The 17,126-nt window shown below is 69.3% G+C and carries 17 protein-coding genes; 13 read left to right on the top strand and 4 right to left on the bottom strand.

All coding sequences use genetic code 11. From position 1 onward, the window contains the following. The first annotated feature begins 127 nt into the window (after positions 1-127). The 9 genes from ACT6S0_RS20265 to ACT6S0_RS20225 all read left to right on the top strand — a co-directional run bounded on the left by ACT6S0_RS20265 (position 128) and on the right by ACT6S0_RS20225 (position 10,415). Positions 128-1,174 (top strand): sensor histidine kinase, encoded by a 1,047-nt coding sequence (locus ACT6S0_RS20265; protein WP_444765593.1) that lies wholly within the window; start codon positions 128-130, stop codon positions 1,172-1,174. Continuing rightward, positions 1,171-1,950 carry a LytR/AlgR family response regulator transcription factor gene (locus ACT6S0_RS20260; RefSeq protein WP_444765592.1) on the top strand — a complete coding sequence of 260 codons (780 nt, stop codon included), beginning with the start codon at positions 1,171-1,173 and terminating at the stop codon, positions 1,948-1,950. Before ACT6S0_RS20265 ends, ACT6S0_RS20260 begins: the two co-directional genes overlap by 4 nt. A 13-nt stretch (positions 1,951-1,963) precedes the next feature. Next, complete coding sequence (locus tag ACT6S0_RS20255; protein ID WP_444765591.1) at positions 1,964-3,049, top strand: esterase/lipase family protein; 1,086 nt, start codon at positions 1,964-1,966, stop codon at positions 3,047-3,049. Next, positions 3,040-3,918, top strand: a complete 879-nt coding sequence (locus tag ACT6S0_RS20250; RefSeq protein ID WP_444765590.1) for an alpha/beta hydrolase family protein — start codon at positions 3,040-3,042, stop codon at positions 3,916-3,918. The genes ACT6S0_RS20255 and ACT6S0_RS20250 overlap by 10 nt, the downstream gene beginning before the upstream one ends. Positions 3,919-3,939: 21 nt before the next feature. Continuing rightward, positions 3,940-4,068, top strand: a complete 129-nt coding sequence (locus ACT6S0_RS20245; RefSeq protein WP_444765589.1) for a hypothetical protein — start codon at positions 3,940-3,942, stop codon at positions 4,066-4,068. Positions 4,069-4,122: 54 nt separating this feature from the next. Continuing rightward, a complete protein-coding gene (locus ACT6S0_RS20240) occupies positions 4,123-6,327 on the top strand; it encodes a molybdopterin-dependent oxidoreductase (RefSeq protein WP_444765588.1) in 2,205 nt (734 codons plus the stop codon). Positions 6,328-6,434: 107 nt separating this feature from the next. Beyond that, complete coding sequence (locus ACT6S0_RS20235) at positions 6,435-7,745, top strand: HD domain-containing phosphohydrolase (protein WP_444765587.1); 1,311 nt, start codon at positions 6,435-6,437, stop codon at positions 7,743-7,745. A gap of 22 nt (positions 7,746-7,767) precedes the next feature. Further along, positions 7,768-8,331: a response regulator gene (locus ACT6S0_RS20230; RefSeq protein ID WP_444765586.1), complete on the top strand. Its 564-nt coding sequence runs from the start codon at positions 7,768-7,770 to the stop codon at positions 8,329-8,331. Next, complete coding sequence (locus ACT6S0_RS20225) at positions 8,277-10,415, top strand: PAS domain-containing sensor histidine kinase (RefSeq protein ID WP_444765585.1); 2,139 nt, start codon at positions 8,277-8,279, stop codon at positions 10,413-10,415. Before ACT6S0_RS20230 ends, ACT6S0_RS20225 begins: the two co-directional genes overlap by 55 nt. Positions 10,416-10,505: 90 nt before the next feature. On the opposite strand, the gene ACT6S0_RS20220 is transcribed toward ACT6S0_RS20225, so the two are convergent. The 4 genes from ACT6S0_RS20220 to ACT6S0_RS20205 all read right to left on the bottom strand — a co-directional run bounded on the left by ACT6S0_RS20220 (position 10,506) and on the right by ACT6S0_RS20205 (position 14,071). Then, positions 10,506-10,856: a hypothetical protein gene (locus ACT6S0_RS20220; protein ID WP_056262113.1), complete on the bottom strand. Its 351-nt coding sequence runs from the start codon at positions 10,854-10,856 to the stop codon at positions 10,506-10,508. 207 nt (positions 10,857-11,063) lie between these two features. Then, positions 11,064-11,504 (bottom strand): GNAT family N-acetyltransferase, encoded by a 441-nt coding sequence (locus ACT6S0_RS20215; protein ID WP_444765584.1) that lies wholly within the window; start codon positions 11,502-11,504, stop codon positions 11,064-11,066. A gap of 13 nt (positions 11,505-11,517) precedes the next feature. Beyond that, positions 11,518-12,144, bottom strand: a complete 627-nt coding sequence (locus ACT6S0_RS20210) for a response regulator transcription factor (RefSeq protein WP_444765583.1) — start codon at positions 12,142-12,144, stop codon at positions 11,518-11,520. Continuing rightward, the gene (locus tag ACT6S0_RS20205) at positions 12,137-14,071 is read right to left on the bottom strand and encodes a sensor histidine kinase (RefSeq protein WP_444765582.1); all 1,935 of its coding nucleotides are present in this window, start codon (positions 14,069-14,071) and stop codon (positions 12,137-12,139) included. Before ACT6S0_RS20205 ends, ACT6S0_RS20210 begins: the two co-directional genes overlap by 8 nt. Positions 14,072-14,156: 85 nt before the next feature. Here ACT6S0_RS20205 and ACT6S0_RS20200 point away from each other — a divergent pair, with 85 nt between their 5' ends. From ACT6S0_RS20200 to ACT6S0_RS20185, 4 genes are all read left to right on the top strand, one after another. Continuing rightward, complete coding sequence (locus ACT6S0_RS20200) at positions 14,157-15,170, top strand: TRAP transporter substrate-binding protein (protein WP_444765581.1); 1,014 nt, start codon at positions 14,157-14,159, stop codon at positions 15,168-15,170. 49 nt (positions 15,171-15,219) lie between these two features. Then, positions 15,220-15,840: an ANTAR domain-containing response regulator gene (locus ACT6S0_RS20195; RefSeq protein ID WP_444765580.1), complete on the top strand. Its 621-nt coding sequence runs from the start codon at positions 15,220-15,222 to the stop codon at positions 15,838-15,840. 295 nt (positions 15,841-16,135) lie between these two features. After that, positions 16,136-16,951 carry a MipA/OmpV family protein gene (locus ACT6S0_RS20190; protein WP_444765579.1) on the top strand — a complete coding sequence of 272 codons (816 nt, stop codon included), beginning with the start codon at positions 16,136-16,138 and terminating at the stop codon, positions 16,949-16,951. Then, a partial coding sequence (locus ACT6S0_RS20185) for a hypothetical protein (protein WP_444765578.1) occupies positions 16,941-17,126 on the top strand: 186 nt, incomplete at its 3' end. The genes ACT6S0_RS20190 and ACT6S0_RS20185, both read left to right, overlap by 11 nt.

Genomic DNA, 17,126 nt, shown 5'->3' with positions numbered 1-17,126 from the left:
GCGTGGGCCTGGCCAACACGCGGGCGCGGCTGGCGGCGCGCTTCGGCGACGCGGCCGCGCTGGAGCTGGAGGCCGTGCAGCCGCGCGGTGTCGTCGCCCGCGTGCGCCTCCCGGCAGAGGCATTGGCATGATCGGGCACGTGCTGCAGTCCTGGCGCTCGCTGCGGCCCAAGGAGGCACTGGTCTTCCTCAGCGCCGGCATGCTGTTCGGCGCCATCGACCTGACTTCGCTGCTGGAGATGTCCGTCGGCGAGCAGTTGCCCCAGGTGGTGGCGCGCCACCTCGTCGTGCCGCTGGTCAGCTGCATCGTGCTGCTGCTGTGCTGGCTGCCGGCGGCGCGCAGCAGCCCCGTCCATCCGGCGCGCCGCCAGCGCCTGGTCGCCGCGACGCTGCTGGGCTCGGTGCTGACCATCGCCATCGTCTACCCGCTGGCCGCCGCCCTGCCCTGGCCCTCGCTGTGCGACATCTATGCGATGACGCGTGGCAAGCCCAAGTGCACGGTGTTCCGCTTCAGCGCCGTCATCGGCAACACCCTGTGGGTCTTCATGCCGGCACTGATGATCGTCGGCACGCTGGAGTTCCTGACGCTGCGCCGCCGCCAGGACCAGGCCGCCCAGGACCTGCTGCGCGAGCACAGCCAGCTGCGCCGCCATGCGCTGGCCTCGCGCCTGGCCGCGCTGCAGGCCCAGGTCGACCCGGCCCTGCTGTTCGACGCCCTCGTCGCCGTCGAGCAGGCCTATGACCGCCGGGATGCCGGCGCCAGCGCGCGGCTGGAGCGGCTGATCCGGCATCTGCGCGTGGCCTTGCCGCGGCTGCGCGATGCCGGCGCGACGCTGGGCAGCGAGGCCGAGCTGATCGCCAGCTATCTCGACCTGCTGCGCGACCTGGGCGGCGACCCGCCCAGCTTCGCCTGCGAAATCGGCGCCCACGGCGCCACGCAGCTGCCGCCCATGCTGCTGCTGCCGCTGGTGCAGCGTGCCGTGCGCCTTGGCCACCCCAGGCGCGCCTGGCTGAATGTGGATGGCCGCATCACGCTGGGCTTCGACGAGGAAGGCCTGTGCAGCGACGATGACGACCTCGTGTCGCTGCGTGAACGGCTGGCGGTGCTGGGCGCACAACTGGCCTGCCGCAGCGGCGAGGGCCGCACGGAGTTCACCTTGGTATTTCCCGCATGAGCCTCATTGCACCCACCGCCGTCGTCGCCGAAGACGAGGCCGCGCTGCGCGGCGAGCTCGTCGAGCAGCTTGGCAAGCTCTGGCCCGAACTCAGCGTCGTCGGCGAGGCCGGCGACGGCCTGGAGGCGCTGCGGCTGCTGGACCAGCATCAGCCCGACATCCTCTTCCTGGACATCGAGATGCCGGGTGCCACCGGCATCGACGTCGCCCGCCAGGTGGGCGGTCGCGCCCATGTCGTCTTCGTCACCGCCTACGACCAGTACGCCATCGCCGCGTTCGACCAGGGCGCGGTGGACTACCTGCTCAAGCCGCTGGCCGGCGCCCGCCTGTTCACGGCGATCACGCGGTTGAAGGCGCGGCTCGCCCAGGGGCAGCCGCCCGCCCACATCGGCGCCGTGCTGGACCAGCTCGGCGCCAGCCCGGCCGCCGTCACGCCATCCGCGGCGCGGGCGCCGCTGCGCTGGATCAATGCGTCGGTGGGCCAGACGCTGCGTCTCATCACCGTCGACGAGGTGCTGTTCTTCCAGAGTGACAACAAGTACACCCGGCTGGGCCTGAAGGATGGCGAGGCGCTGATCCGCAAGCCGCTCAAGGAGCTCATTGATGAGCTGGACCCGCAGCAGTTCTGGCAGATCCATCGGTCCACGCTGGTCAACGTGAATGCGATCGCCAGCGTGAGCCGCGACTTCCGGGGGCGGATGCAGATCAAGCTCAAGCACGGGAGCGAGATGCTGCTGGTGGCGGAGAGCTGTGCGCATCTGTTCCGGCAGATGTGATCGACACTGGGCCATGCCCAACCCCCAGCAACTCCGCGGCACCGGCCGCCTCGCGACGCAAGCCGTCACCGGCGTCACCGACCTCGTCGAGGCCATGCATGCCGAGATCACGCGGCTGCCGCTGACGAAGCAACGCGAACGCACCTCCGGCATCACCGGCCTTGTCTATCGCAGCGTTCGCGGCGTGACGCAGCTGGTGGGCGGCGGGCTGGACATCGCCCTGAATGCGCTGACGCCGCTGGTCGGACAGGCCAAGCCGCAAAGCGCCAACGCCATGCTGGCCGCGCTGAACGGCGTGCTGGGCGACTACCTCGAACAAACAGCGAACCCTCTGGCCACGCCGATGAGCCTGCGCCCCCTGGTCGACGGCGCCACCGGAGCGCCACTGGTCATGCTGCATGGCCTGTGCATGAACGAGGCGCAGTGGCGACGCCGGGACGGCAAGGACTTCCCCGCTGCCCTGGCGCAACTCGGCTACCAGCCCCTGGGCCTGCGCTACAACAGCGGCCGTCCGATCTGGAAGAACGGCGCCGAGCTGGCCAGACTGCTGAACGACGTGCCCGGCCCGCTCACGCTGCTCGGCCACAGCATGGGCGGCCTGGTGATCCGCAGCGCCATCGCGCAGGCCGGGCGGCGGCGCTGGCGCAAGCGGCTGCGCTGCCTGGTCACGCTGGGTACGCCCCACCAGGGCGCGCCGCTGGAGCGCGGCGGCCAGCAGCTGCAGCAGTTGCTGGCCTTCAGCGCCTATTCGCGCCCGCTCGCCAGCCTGGCCGCCAGGCGCAGTGCCGGCATCCGCGATCTGCGCCACGCCAGCCTGCTTGAAGCCGACGCCGGCAAGGCCAGCCAGTTGCCGCTGCCCGAGGATGTCGCCTGCTACGCCATCGCGGCCACCACGTCCAAGCGGGCCGGCGGCTCACCGGCGCGCTGGCTGGGCGACGGCCTGGTGCCGGTGGCCAGTGCGCTGGGGCAGCATCGATCGCCGGCGCGCCGCCTGGCCTTTACCGACACGGCCCTCTTCACCGGCCTGGGCCATATGGGCCTGCAGACCGATGCGGCCGTGCTGCAGCAATTGCAAGACTGGTTGAACCCATGCGAATGATCCCGCGCCTGTTGATGAGCCTGGCGCTGCCGCTGGCCCTGTCCGCGCCCGCGCAGACCTTGAGCTTCCTGGAGGTCCTCGACCGGCCCGACCGGCCACAGCCCGACCATCGCCTGGCCTATGGCGATGCGCCGCAGCAGTTCGGCGAGCTGTGGCTGCCCAAGGGCCCCGGCCCCCACCCCGTGGCGCTGATGATCCATGGCGGCTGCTGGCAGGCCAGCCTGCCGGGGCCGGAGCTGCTGGCCTTCCAGGCCGATGCGCTGCGCGCTGCCGGCGTGGCCGTGTGGAGCATCAGCTACCGCCGCGTGGGCCACCCGGGCGGCGGCTATCCCGGCACCTTCGACGACGTGGCCCGCGGCGCGGACCGGCTGCTCACGCTCGCCCGCCGCTATCCGCTGGACCTCAAGCGCCTGGTCGCCACCGGCCACTCCGCCGGCGGGCACCTGGCGCTGTGGGCTGCGGCCCGGCCGCGCATCGCCGCCAGCAGCCCGTTGAAGGCCGCGGCGCCGTTGCCCGTCCCGGCCGTCGTCGCGGTGGCCGGCATTCCCGACCTGGCCTTTGCCTCGCGCAACAAGCTGTGCGGCACGTCGGTGGACCAGTTGCTGGGCAGCGCGCCGACCACCGCGCTGCTCAGTGACACCTCGCCGCTGGCCCTGCTGCCGCTGCGTGTACCGCAGGCGCTGATGCAGGGAACGCAAGACCGCATCGTGCCGCCTGCGGCCAGCGACGGCTACCGCACGCAGGCGGCCGAGCTGGGCGACACGGTGGAGGTCGTCAACCTCGACGGTGCCGGCCACTTCGAACTCATCGCACCATGGACGCCGGCCGGCCGCCAGGTGGTGGAGCGCATCGTGAGGGCGGTGCGCTGACGCCCGGACGTCGACGCGCAGGTGGGCCGCAACAGGTGCGCCGAGTTCGTCGACCTGGTCATCAGCGGCGGCCCCACCTGCGACCACTACCTGGCGGCCGACGACGAGATGCTGTCGTCGCTGGAGACGATGGCCATGTCGCCGGGTTGACGCCAGGGCCGGTGCGCGCGCCGCAGAATCGGCCGCAAAACCAGGAGACAAGCCATGCCTGAAAGCCACTACCGCATCTGCCCGCTGTGCGAGGCCTGCTGCGGCCTGGAGGTGAAGACCGACGCTGCCCGGGTCATCAGCATCCGCGGTGCGGACAGCGACGTCTTCAGCCATGGCTATCTCTGCCCCAAGGGGGTGTCGCTCAAGGACCTGCACGAAGACCCCGACCGCTTGCGCACGCCGCTGATCAAGCGCGATGGCCAGTTCGTGCCCGCCAGCTGGGACGAGGCCTTTGCCGAGATCGAGCAGCGCCTGTTGCCCATCTGGCGCGAGCAGGGGCCGGACGCCGTCGGGCTCACCATCGGCAACCCGGCCGCTCACAAGGTCAGCCTGCTGGCCTATACGCCCCGCCTGGTGCGCGCGTTAGGCACCCGCAACGCCTTCAGTGCGTCCACGCTGGACCAGATGCCCAAGCAGCTCAGCGCCGGCTTGATGTTCGGCCACTGGCTCAGCATCCCGCTGCCCGACATCGAACGCTGCGACTACCTGTTGATGCTCGGCGCCAACCCGATGGTCAGCAACGGCAGCCTGTGGACCGTGCCCGACTACCGCGGCAAGGCCAAGGCCATGCGGGCGCGCGGCGGGCGCATCGTCGTCGTCGACCCGCGCCGCAGCGAAACAGCCGCGGCGGCCGACGAGCACCTGGCCATCCGCCCGGGCGGCGATGCGCTGCTGCTGGCCGGCATCGCACACACGCTGTTCGACGAGGCCCTGGTCAAGCCCGGCCGCCTGGCCGAGCATGTCAATGGCCTGGACGAAGCACGCGCCGCCCTCGCCGGCTTCGCACCCGAGGTCACCGCTGGCGGCTGCGGCATCCCGGCCGACACGCAGCGCCGCATTGCCCGCGAGCTGGCCGCCGCACCGCGCGCGGCCGTCTACGGCCGCATCGGCACCTGCACGACGCGCTTCGGCACGGTCAACTCCTGGCTGGTCGACCTCATCAATGTGCTGACCGGCAACCTCGACCGCGAAGGCGGCGCGATGTTCGCCAAGGCTGCCGCGTTTGCGTCCAACACCCAGGGCCGATCGGGCAGCGGCAAGGGCATCCGGACCGGCCGGCGCAGGAGCCGCGTCTCCGGCGCGCCGGAGGTCTTCGGCGAGCTGCCCATCACCGTGATGGCCGAAGAGATGGAAACACCGGGCGAAGGCCAGATCAAGGCGCTGATCACCGTGGCCAGCAACCCGGTGCTGTCGGCCCCCAACGGCCCCCGCATCGCCAGGGCCATGGAGGGTCTGGACTTCATGCTGAGCCTGGACATCTACGTCAACGAGACCAGCCGCCATGCCGACGTCATCCTGCCGGGGCTGTCGCCGCTGGAGGACCTGCACTTCGACGTCGCCTTCCCGCAGCTCAGCCACCGCAACCATGCGCGCTTCAGCGGCCCGGTGTTCGGGCTGCCTGCGGGCACGCCGCAGGAGTGGCAGACCATCCTGCGCCTGTGCGCGCTGCTTGAAGGCCGCGGGCTCGACGTCGACGTGGCCCGGCTCGACGACGAGGCCATCGAGGCCGACGTGAGGCGCTTTGCGGGCGACGACACGCCCGCCATCGTGGCCGCGCTGCAGCCCTGGCGCGGGCCGGAGCGCCTCATCGATCTGCAGCTGCGCGTCGGCCCCTACGGCGACCAGTTCGGCCGCAAGCCCGAGGGCCTCAACCTCGCCAAGGTCAAGGCGGCAAGCACGGTGGAGGGCGGCGGCATCGACCTCGGCGCGCTCACGCCGCGCATCCCCGAGGTGCTGCGCACACCCAGCGGCAGGATCGAACTGGCACCGCCTGCGGTGCTGGCGGACCTCGCGCTGGTCAAGACCGAAGCCGCGCCCGCGTTCAGCCTGATCGGCCGGCGCGACGTGCGCTCGGGCAACAGCTGGATGCACAACCTGCCCATCCTGGCCAAGGGGCCGGACCGCTGCACGCTGCTGGTCCACCCCGAGGACGCGGAGCACCTGGGCCTGGCGGAGTTCGCGCGCGTGAAAAGCGCAGTGGGCGAGCTGGTCGCGCGCGTCGAGCGCAGCGCCGACATGAGCCGCGGCGTGGTGAGCCTGCCGCACGGCTGGGGGCATGACCTGGACGGCGTGCTGCTGGGCGTGGCGCGCGAGCGGCCCGGCGTGAACATGAACGCGCTGCTGGACGACGCGGCGCGCGACCCGCTGTCGGGCAATGCGGTGCTGTCGGGCGTCGCGGTAGATATCACGCCGGCCTGAGGCGCATCGAGGCGGGCCACACTTTGCGACCAAACTTGGCTCGCCGGGTCTCGCACCCTGCCTAAACTCCCAGTTGTGCGGTGGCCAGCCATCGAGGGAGCGATGCGATGAACCCAGTGATTTCCGACCCGCCCGTCATCCTTTTCGTCGACGACGAATCGTCCATCCTCAGTGCGCTGCGAAGGCTGTTCCGGCCCGAGGGGTATCGAGTACTTCTGGCCGAGAGCGGCAAGGCCGGCCTGGCACTGCTTGAGACCGAGCCTGTCGACCTGGTGGTGTCCGACATGCGCATGCCAGAGATGGACGGCGCGAGCTTGCTGGAGCAGGTGCGTGAACGCTGGCCGGCCGTCGGCCGCGTACTGCTGACGGGCTATGCCGACATCGGTTCAACGGTCGAGGCCATCAACCGCGGCCAGATCCACCGCTATATCGCCAAGCCCTGGGATGACCGCGAGCTGTTGATGTGCGTGCGGGATTCCCTGGAGCGTCGCCGCCTCGACAAGGAAAACCGCGCGCTGCAGCTACTGACGCAGGCCCAGAACGACGAGCTGCAGGCACTCAACAGCAGCCTGGCCGCACGCGTCAAGGCGCGCACCAGCGAGCTGGAGCAGCTCAACGCCATGCTGGAGACCTCGTTCGCCGAACTGCGTGAGAACTTCCTGCTGTCCATCAACGTGTTCTCCGGCCTGGTCGAGTTGCGCGGTGGCGGCACCGCCGGCTACTCGCGCCAGGTGGGCGATCTGGCCCGTCGCATTGCGCGGCGGCTCAACGCTGGCGCCATGCTGGAGGAGGATGTCTACATCGCCGGCCTTCTCCATGAGGTCGGCAAGATCGGCTTCCCTGACACCATGTTGCGCAAGCCGTTGTCGGCGATGGCCAGCGACGAGCTGGCGCTGTACCGCCGCCATACGCTCAATGGCGAGGCGGCGCTGCTGCCGCTGGGCAAGTTGCAGCGCGCCGCCCGCATCGTGCGTTCGTACCACGAGCGCATCGATGGCAAGGGCTTCCCCGATGCCCTGAGCGGTGACGAGGTTCCGGTGGGCGCGCAGATCCTCAGCGTCGCCAGCGACTATTACTCGGCGCAGACGGGACGCTTGTCCATCAAGCGCTACACGCCGGCCGAGGCGCAATCGCTCATCCTGGGTGGGGCCGGCATGCGCTATGACAAGAGCATCGTCCAGGCGTTCGAGTTGGCGCTGAACGACGAACCGAGCGAAAAGCCTCAAGACCGTGAAATGCAGGCACATGAGGTGATGCCCGGCATGGTGTTGTCCCGCGACCTGCTGTCGCCGCAGGGTACGCTGCTGTTGGCAGCCGGGTACACATTCGACGCCCGTGTTGTCAGGCAGCTGCGCGAATTCGCCGGCCGCCAGAACGTGAAGTTGAATGTCTATGTGAAGCTGGCCAATTCCCCCTGAACCGGCTTGAGCGAGGTGCGACATGAGCGAGCGAATCCTGCTCGTCGACGATGAGCCCCATATCCTCAGCGCGCTTCAGCGCCTGATGCGCAACGGGTTGAAAGACGTCGACGGTGTGCACTACCAAGTGGAAAGCTTCACGGACGCGGCGCTGGCGTTGGCAAGGGCGCGCGAATGCACCTTCGCGGTAGCCATTTCGGATCAGCGCATGCCAGGCATGACGGGCGTTGAGTTCCTCACCGAGCTGCGCAAGGTTCAGCCCGATTGCGGCCGCATCATCCTGTCCGGCTACACCGATCTGGGCGCGCTGCTGGCCGCCATCAACGAAGCAGAGATCGCCCGCTTCATCTCCAAACCCTGGGTCGACGTTGATCTGCTGGTTGCGGTGCGCCAGGTACTGCAGGTGCGCGTGTTGACGCTGGAGAACCAGCGCCTGGCTGACCAGATCCGCCAGCAAATGGGCGTACTCAGCGCGCAGGAGGCAGAACTGCGCCGCCTGGAGCGGCTCGAGCCCGGCATCACCCGGGTGAAATGGGCCAGCGACGGCTCCTTCATCCTGGACGATCCTGGCGAGGTCAACTTGTGATGCCCACGGCGGCTTGCGACTTCTATACCGCGCTGGGAGCGGTGAGCGCACCTACGCTGCTGCAAAGCGCAGAACGCATCGTGTTTGCCAATAGTGCCATGCTGCGTTTGCTCGGCTATGACGAGCAAGCCTTGCTGGCAATGCCACCGCATGGCTGGGCGGCCGAGGAGTTCGCTGATGCGCTGAGGCGCTATGGTGAGCGTTGCCTGGCCGAGGAAGGCGAGCTGCCTTCGATGGAGCTCGAGGCGCTGACGGGAAGTGGCTCGCGGCGGGTGCTGGAGGTCAAGGCCCAGCGCGTGCAGTTCGACGGCCGCCCCTATGCGGTGCTGACCGGGCAAGATTTGAGCGATATCCGCCATGTGCAGACCAGCCTGCTGGACATCGGCCGCGTGCTCTACCAGATCCTCGAGAACAACCCGGTGGCCACGTTCGTGATCGACAAGAACCACCGGGTGACACACTGGAACGCCGCTTGCGCGCAACTGACGCGCATGGAGGCCTCCGACATGATGGGTCGCGACGATACATGGCGCGCGTTCTTCCCGGCGGCCCGGCCGCTGCTGGCGGATCTGATCGTCGATGGCCGCGTCGAGCAGGAGCGCGAAGCCTTTTTTGGCAACCGCTGCCACCGCTCGCCCTATGTCGCCAACGGGTATGAGATCGAGGGCTTCTTCCCCGATTTTGGTGCCGATGGCCGCTGGCTGTTCTTCACGGCTGCGCCGTTGGTCGATCTCAACGGCGAGGTGGTCGGCGCCATCGAGACGCTGCAGGACGTCACGCGCCGGCACCAGGCCGAAGACGAGCTGCGCCGCCATCGCAACGAGCTCGAGAACATGATTGCCGAACGGACGGCGCAGTTGCTCAGCACCCATCATGAGCTCGAAGCCTTCCTGGAGAACGCGTCGGTCGGCATCATCTCGACGACCAACCACCAGGTCGAACGCGGCAACAAGAAATTCGCCGAAATGTTCGAGCTCGGCGACGCCTCGCCACATGGGCTGCCGACACGCAGCCTGTTCAATAGCGAAGAGGATTTCGAGGCCTTGGTGCAGGTCGCGATGCCCGTGCTGTCCAAGGGCGAATCGCTGCTTCACGAGATGGAGCTGCGGACGATGGCAGGCAACACGCTGTGGGTGCAGATCATTGCCTATGTCGCCAACCCGGTCGACCCGTCGGCACTGACCTGGTGGCTGCTGCAGGACCGCACGGAGGTGCGTCGCGTGCAGCGCGAAGTGGAGATCAACTACGAACGCATCAAGCAGACCAACAGCCGGCTCGAGGAGGCGCAGAACCAGTTGCTGCAGTCCGAGAAGATGGCCTCGATCGGGCAGCTGGCCGCTGGCGTGGCCCACGAGATCAACAATCCGATCGGCTTCGTCAGCTCTAACCTCGGTTCCTTGCGCAGCTATGTGACGCCCGTCTTCGGTTTGCTGCAGCTGCTGCGCACAACGCCACCCGAAACCCTGCCCGCGGATGTGCGCGAGGAGCTGCGCCGCGTGGACAGCGCCGTTGATCTCGCCTTCGTGCAGGAAGACCTGCCACAGCTGCTCAACGAGAGCGAGGAAGGGCTGTCGCGGGTCAAGAAGATCGTGCAGGACCTCAAGGACTTCTCGCGCGTCGACCATGCCGACTGGCAGGACGCCGACCTCAACGCCGGGCTGGATTCGACGCTCAACGTCGTCATGAATGAGGTCAAGTACAAGGCCGAGGTGCGCAAGGACTATGCGGTGCTGCCGCCCGTACGCTGCATTGCCGCCCAGCTCAACCAGGTCTTCATGAACCTCATCGTCAATGCCGCCCACGCCATTCGCGAACGCGGCACGATCACGCTGACGACGCGGGCGGCGGACGGCTGGGTGTGCATCACCGTCGGCGACACCGGCTGCGGCATGTCGGAGGAAATCCGGCGACGCATCTTCGAGCCCTTCTTCACCACCAAGCCGGTCGGCCAGGGCACGGGCCTCGGCTTGTCGTTGTCCTTTTCCATCGTGCAAAAGCACGGCGGCCGCATCGAGGTGGACTCCGAGCCGGGGGTTGGCACGACCTTCTCGATCTGGATTCCCGAGCATCCGCTCTCGGCCTGAGCCATAGGGCCGAAGCGGGCGATCACGCGCAGCCCGGCCGCGCCATGGCGAGCGGCGCGGGGGTAGTCGCCCGCGCCGCAAGCTGCGGCATCACCGCATGCGGTCCGTCTCCAGCGCGATGCGATCCACCGAGCCGTCGACATTGCGATACAGGCGCAGGCGGCGCAGGCCATCGGGGCTGATCAGCAGCTCGGCGTTCTCGGCACGCCAGGTTTCCAGCGGGCTTTCGTCGACGCTGACGCCCAGGCGGCGCACGCCGACATGGACCTTGAGCGTGCGGCCATCGTCGAGCAGGTACTCGCCTTGTGCGCCGCGCAGCATGACGCGGTCGGCAACGGCGGGCACGGTGGGCTCCTGGGCACTCGCGGGCGCGGTGAGCGTCAGGGTTGCGAGCAGAGCGGCCGTCAGGGTGAGGGGTCGCAGATTCGTCCAGGCATTCATGGTGAGGTACTCCTTAGGTTCCCCGAGGCCAGTCGCCTCGGCATTTCCACTAGTGCAAACCCCATGCCAGGTCGAAACCCTCGTCAAACGGCATCCTTGAGCGGGTTCCTGCCCCAGCCCAGGGCCTGCACGCCCCGCCTCGCGCCGCTTTTGGGAACCCGTGCCTCGCAATGGCGCGGTCGCCCCGCTGCCCTTGCGAAGGTGGGATCAAGGGCCGCCAACCGCGTCCTTGACCATCAGATATTTCACGATCCCATGCGGATACGCCGCGTGCTCGTGCGCGGTCCGGTAGCCCAGCGACTCGTAAAGCGCAGGCGCCTGGAAGCTGAAGGTCTCCAGGTAGAAGGACACGCAACCGTGGGTTCGCGCATGGGCCTCGAAGGCCCTGACCAGCTCGGCACCGATGCCCTGGCGGCGGCTCGGCGGCTCGACCCAGAGCTGCTGGAGCTCGCAGCAGGAACCCCAGCGGCGGCCGATGGCGCCACCAACGACACGGCCCGCCGCATCGCGTGCAAAGCATGACAAGGGCCTGACCTCGTGAAGCGGCGCCGCGGCGTCATTGGCTTGGCCCAGGCCGCTATCCACGACAGCGGCCTCTGCCCGAGGAAGGCTGTCATGCAGGCTGATGCAGACAGGGACCATGCTCATGCCTCGACCTCGGCTACCGCCCCGCCAGCAGGGTCGCCACCTCGGCCGCCGAGCGCACGCCCAGTTTGGCGAACACGCGGGCGCGGTGGACCTCGACGGTGCGAATCGACACATTGAGCTCGTCGGCAATGATCTTGTTGAGCTTGCCCGCCGCCACGCGCGTCATGACGTCGCATTCGCGCTCCGTCAGGCTGGCCAGGCGCGCGCTGCGCTCGGCGGACTGCGCGCCCTCGGCCTGCATGGCAGCGTCCACGGCCAGCGCCTGCGCGATGCGGTCGGCCAGCGCGTTGTCGCTGTAGGGCTTCTCCAGGAAGTCGAAGGCACCTTTCTTCAGCGCCTCGACGACCATGGGGATGTCGCCGTGGCCGGTCAGGAAGAGCACGGGGTTGCGCAGCCGCCGCGCCAGCAGTTCGTCGTGCAGCCGCGGGCCGCTCATCGGCTCCATGCGCACGTCGAGCAGGAAGACCCCGCGCGGTGGGCCTCCGCGCGGGCCCTCGACGTCGAGCAGGTCCAGCAGCGCCTGGCCGCTGGCGAAGGCACGCACATCCAGGCCGCGCGAGCGCAGCAGGAAGGCAAGCGCATCGCGCACGCCGGGATCGTCGTCGACAAGGTGGACGGTGCCCATCCGGGGTTCAACCATGCACGGTCTCCGGGGTCAGTTCGCGGCTGGATTGGCGGTTCAGCGGCAGGCTGAACGAGAACAGGGCGCCGCCTGTCGATGACTCGCTGGCGTCGAGCACGCCCTGATGAGCCTCGATGATGGAGCGGCAGATGGCCAGGCCCATGCCCATGCCGTCGGCCTTGGTGGAATAAAAGGGCGCGCAGAGCTGCTCGACGCGCCGGCCGCTCAGGCCCGGGCCGTTGTCGCAGACGTCGATGCGCACGAAATCGCCGGCCAGGCGGCTGCTGACGGTGACGCGCCGCGCGCCCTCGCCCGGTTCGCGCGCCTGCAGCGCATCCGTCGCATTGCGCACCAGGTTGATGACGACCTGCTCGATGAGCACGGCATCTGCCAGCACCGCCGGCACGGTCGGGGCCAGCGAGAGTTCCAGTGTGACGCCGCGGCGCTGGCAGTCACGGCGCAGCAAGTCGACTGCGGCGCTGATGACCTCGTTGAGGTCGCAGCGCTCATGGCGTGGCTCGCGCCGGGTCAGGAACTCGCGGATGCGCGCGACGATGCGGCCGGCGTGCTCGGCCTGCTGGCCCAGGCGCTGCAGGGCGCCCAGCACCAGCTCGTCCTGCACGCCGAGCTTGGCCAGCGAGTTGGTCACGCCGGCACCATAGCTGGCAATCGCCGTCAGCGGCTGGTTCAGTTCGTGGGCCAGTGTGGAAGCGACCTCGCCCAGCATGGTCAGGCGCGCGTTGTGGGCCAGCGTCTCGACCTGACGGCGCTCGCGTTCTTCGAGCTGCTTGCGCTCGGTGATGTCGATGATGCTGCCCATCCAGCCGATCTGACTGCCGCCGGCGTCCACCAGCGGCGACTCGAACACCATCACGTCCACCATGCGGCCGCTGCTGTGCCGCCAGCGCGCTTCGAAGCCCTCGCGCGGCGCCTGGCCGGCGAGGCTGCGGCGGTTGCGCTCGGTCAACTCCTCGAAGGCATCCGGCGGCCAATAGGGCATGGGCGGCAGCAGGCCGACGAGTTGCTCCTGGGCCAGGCCGACCATGTCGCAGAAGGTGCGGTTGACATAGAGCAGGCGGCCGTCGAAGTCACGCGCGCGCAGCGCCACCAGCGCCGAGTCCTCCATCGCACGACGCCAGGCGGCCTCGGTGCGGCCCGCCACCTCGGCACGCTGTACGTGGCGCATCTGGCGCCGCAGCAACCAGCTCGCCACCGCGATCGCGGGCAGGAAGCCGGCCACCAGCACCCAGGCCAGCGGGCGCACGCCGTCGGGGATGGGCTCGCGCAGCGTCAGCTCCAACGCCGCGTCGGTCAGCGTGGCCTCGGTCAGCGGGCTGGCGCGCAGCGGGCCGGTCAGCGCGACGCGGTAGCTGGGCCGCGCGCCCTGGGCAACCCGCAGCGGCGACTCGGTACTGGAGGCGATGACCTGGTCGGCGCTGTCCACCAGCTGCAGGTCGTACTTGCGCGCCAGCCACCAGGGCACGCCGCGCTTGAGCAGCAGCGCCGGGGCATAGCGCACCACCAGCACGCCATCGGACCCGACGCGCGCGGTCAGGTGCAGCGACAGGCCGTCTTCATAGCGGTTGGCGGCGGCCTGCCTCGGCACCTCGGCCAGCACGCGGTTGTGGGCATCCAGCCAGGTCACCGACAGCCACAACCGCCGCAGCCCGGCGTTGACCTCGGGGTCGGCCGCCAGCGCCGCCTGGCTCGGCGCCTCGCCGGACAGGCTGGCGGCCAGCTTGCGCAGATGGGTGATCTCGTCGTCGATGCGGCCGCGCAGCTGAACTTCCGTGCTGAGGGCGTCGGAGATCAGCGTCTGGCGCTGCAGCTCCTGCTCCTCAATGCCGTTGGCCCGCACCCACGCCAGCACGCCGCCCACGAAGATGAGCGACAGCAGCAGCGGCGCCAGCCACAGGCTTCGGGACAGGAGCTCGCGCGGCTTCATGCGCGCAGTCTAGGGACTGCTGCGGCCAAGGCGGGCTGTGGAATTCCACATGGCGACGCCAACCCGTGAACGCGAAGATAGGACCATGACCACCGCCCGCTTCCTGCTGCTGGCCCTCGCCGTCGCCCTGCCGCTGGCCGCGCAGGCGCAGGCGCAGGCGCAACCGCCCATCGTCATCAAGTTCAGCCATGTCGTGGCGCCCGACACGCCCAAGGGCAAGGGCGCCCAGCGCTTCAAGGAACTGGCCGAGGCCCGCACCGGCGGCCGCGTGAAGGTGGAGGTGTACCCGAACAGCCAGCTCTACAAGGACAAGGAAGAGATGGAGGCGCTGCAACTGGGCAGCGTGCAGATGCTGGCGCCGTCGCTGGCCAAGTTCGGGCCGCTGGGCGTCAAGGCCTTCGAGGTCTTCGACCTGCCCTTCCTGTTCAAGGATACCGAGGCCTTCCGCGCCATCACCGACGGGCCGCTGGGCGCAGAGCTGTTCCGGCAGCTGGAGCCCAAGGGCATCCGCGGCCTGGCCTATTGGGACAACGGCTTCCAGATCATGAGCGCCAACCGGCCGCTGCGCCAGGTGGCCGATTTCAAGGGCCTGAAGATGCGCATCCAGTCCAGCAAGGTGCTGGACGCGCAGATGCGCGCGCTGGGCGCCGTGCCCCAGGTGATGGCCTTCAGCGAGCTCTACCAGGCGCTGCAGTCCGGCCTCGTCGACGGCACCGAGGGCACGCCGAGCAACTTCTACACGCAGCGCATCCACGAAGTGCAAAAGCACATGACGCTGTCCAACCACGGCCACCTGGCCTATGCGGTCATCGTCAACAAGAAGTTCTGGGACAGCCTGCCGGGCGACATCCGCGGCCCGCTGGAGGCGGCGCTCAAGGAGGCCACCGACCATACCAACGCCATCGCCAACACCGAGAACGACACCGCCCTGCGGGCCATCAAGGCCAGCGGGCGCACGCGCATCCACACCCTGACGCCGGCCGAGTCGCAGGCGTGGAAGAAGGCGCTGATGCCCGTGCACCGCGAGATGGAGGCCCGCGTCGGCAAGGCCACCATCGCGGCCGCCTATCGGGCCGCCGAGTTCGTCGTGCCCAAGTAGCCGGCCGAGGCCGCACCGACAAGGCACGGTTTTTGCGCTGCCCTGGGGCATGACTTCGCCCCAGCCGTTCTCCCTTCCCGGCCTGCGCGTGCTGATGGCCGACGCCGGCCAGCGTCGCAGCCCGGTCATCCGCCTGGAGCTGATCCGCCTGCGCTGTCAACTGGTCGACGTCATCGACCTCGTCGCCCAGCCGGATGCACTGCCGATGGCGCTGGAGCGCCTGGCGCCCGAGCTGCTGCTGGTCGACTGCGACCAGCCCGCCCCCGAGCTGCTCGCCCAGCTCGGCGAAGCCCTGCAGCGCCAGCCGCGCCCCGTGCTGCTGTTCGCCGAGCAGATGACGGCCGAGCAGATGCGCGCCGCCCTGCAGGCCGGCATCAGCACCCTGCAACTGGCCGGCCTGCCGCCGCAGCGCCTGGGCGCCTTGTTGCAGCTGGCGCTGGCCCGCTTCGAGCACGACCAGAGCCTGCAGCGCGACCTGCGCCAGACCCAGACCCAGCTGGCCGAACGCAAGCTCGTCGAGCGGGCGCGCGGCATCCTGATGCGCGAGCAGGGCCTGGACGAGGAGGCCGCCTTCCAGCGCCTGCGCCAGCTGGCCATGGGCGGCGGGCAGACGCTGGCCTCGGTGGCGGCGCGGCTGATCGATGCGGACCAGTTGCTGCGGGCGCGTTGAAAGTCGTGCCGGGTGCCGGACTGGGGCGTGGCGCACCAAGATGCACCGTCGCCGCCTAAGCCCGGGCTGCCCGTGACGTCCGACGCCGGCGTCCCCATCGTCACTGCATAACGGCTAGCGGCTACCTGCCCCGCAGGCGAGCTGCTCGCTTGACCTGGCAACCCATGACCGGCGTCCTATCCGGCCTGTGCCAAACTGCGCGCCCCCAACACAGGCCGCCTTGACGCCGCGTTACAGATTCCTTTCGCACCGCTGGGGAGACTGCGTCTGCACTTCCCACCCCTGAGGAATCTTGATGACATTCACTGCAAGGCAGCGCCTTTCACTGCTTCTGGTCGCAACCCTGATGGCCGGCCCCGCCGCTGCCGAGAACATCTCCCGCGAGCTGCGCCGTGGCGAGAGCACCGAAGCCAATCACTTGGAACTTGGCCTGGGGCTGCTCGCCACCCATGGCCCCAAGCTGCACGGCGTGGACCACCGCAACCCGCGCTTGGTGCCCATCCTCAGTGGCCGCTATGAATGGAAGGGCGTGTTCGTCGAGCTGGGCGGCTCCGACCGGCTGGGCCTGGGCTATAGCCTGGTCGACAACCCGAACTGGTCGCTGGAGTTGCTGCTGAACTCCAATCACGCTGGCACCCGCCATGAGGGCGCGGCCTGGAAGGCGCTGGACACGAAAGCCGACCATGTCGCCGGCCTGCGCCTGACCGCCAACCGCGGTGACTACGTCTGGCAGCTGCATGCCTGGAAGGACGTGAGCGGCCGCCACAACGGCTTTGGCGGCTCGGTGCAGCTGGGCCGCGCCTGGCAGCTGGGCAACTGGAATCTTCACGCCCTGGCCGGCGTGGGCTATGGCAGCGCCAAGACGATGAACTACTTCAACGGCGTCACCGCCCAGCAGGCCGCGGCCACCGGCCTGGCCGAGTACCGCGCCGGCGGCGGCGTGGGCATGGCGGCCGAGGTCGGCGCCAGCTACCCGCTGGCGCGTAGCTGGGTGCTGCGCTCCACGCTCAGAGTCGGCCGCATCGCCGACAGCGTCGCGGACAGCTCGCGCTGGCGCGAGAAGCAAGGCCGCGCCAGCAGCCTGATGTTGGGCCTCAGCTATGTGTTTTAAGCGCGCCCCGGCCCTGGCCGCGTTGCTGCCGGCTGCCGTGCTGCTGATGACGGCCCTGCCTGCACGCGCCGAGCCGCCGCTGGCCACGCTGGAGGTCGCGCCGGTGCAATGCGTCGCCCTGCACCGCGGCCAGACCTGCCACTTCGACGCCCGCCTGCGCTGGCAGGCGCGCCAG

This window comes from Roseateles sp. (genome assembly GCF_052436255.1).
Taxonomy (GTDB): Bacteria; Pseudomonadota; Gammaproteobacteria; order Burkholderiales; family Burkholderiaceae_C; genus Pelomonas.
Note: the sequence above shows the minus strand (reverse complement) of the source record. Positions and strands in the feature narration are given on the sequence as shown.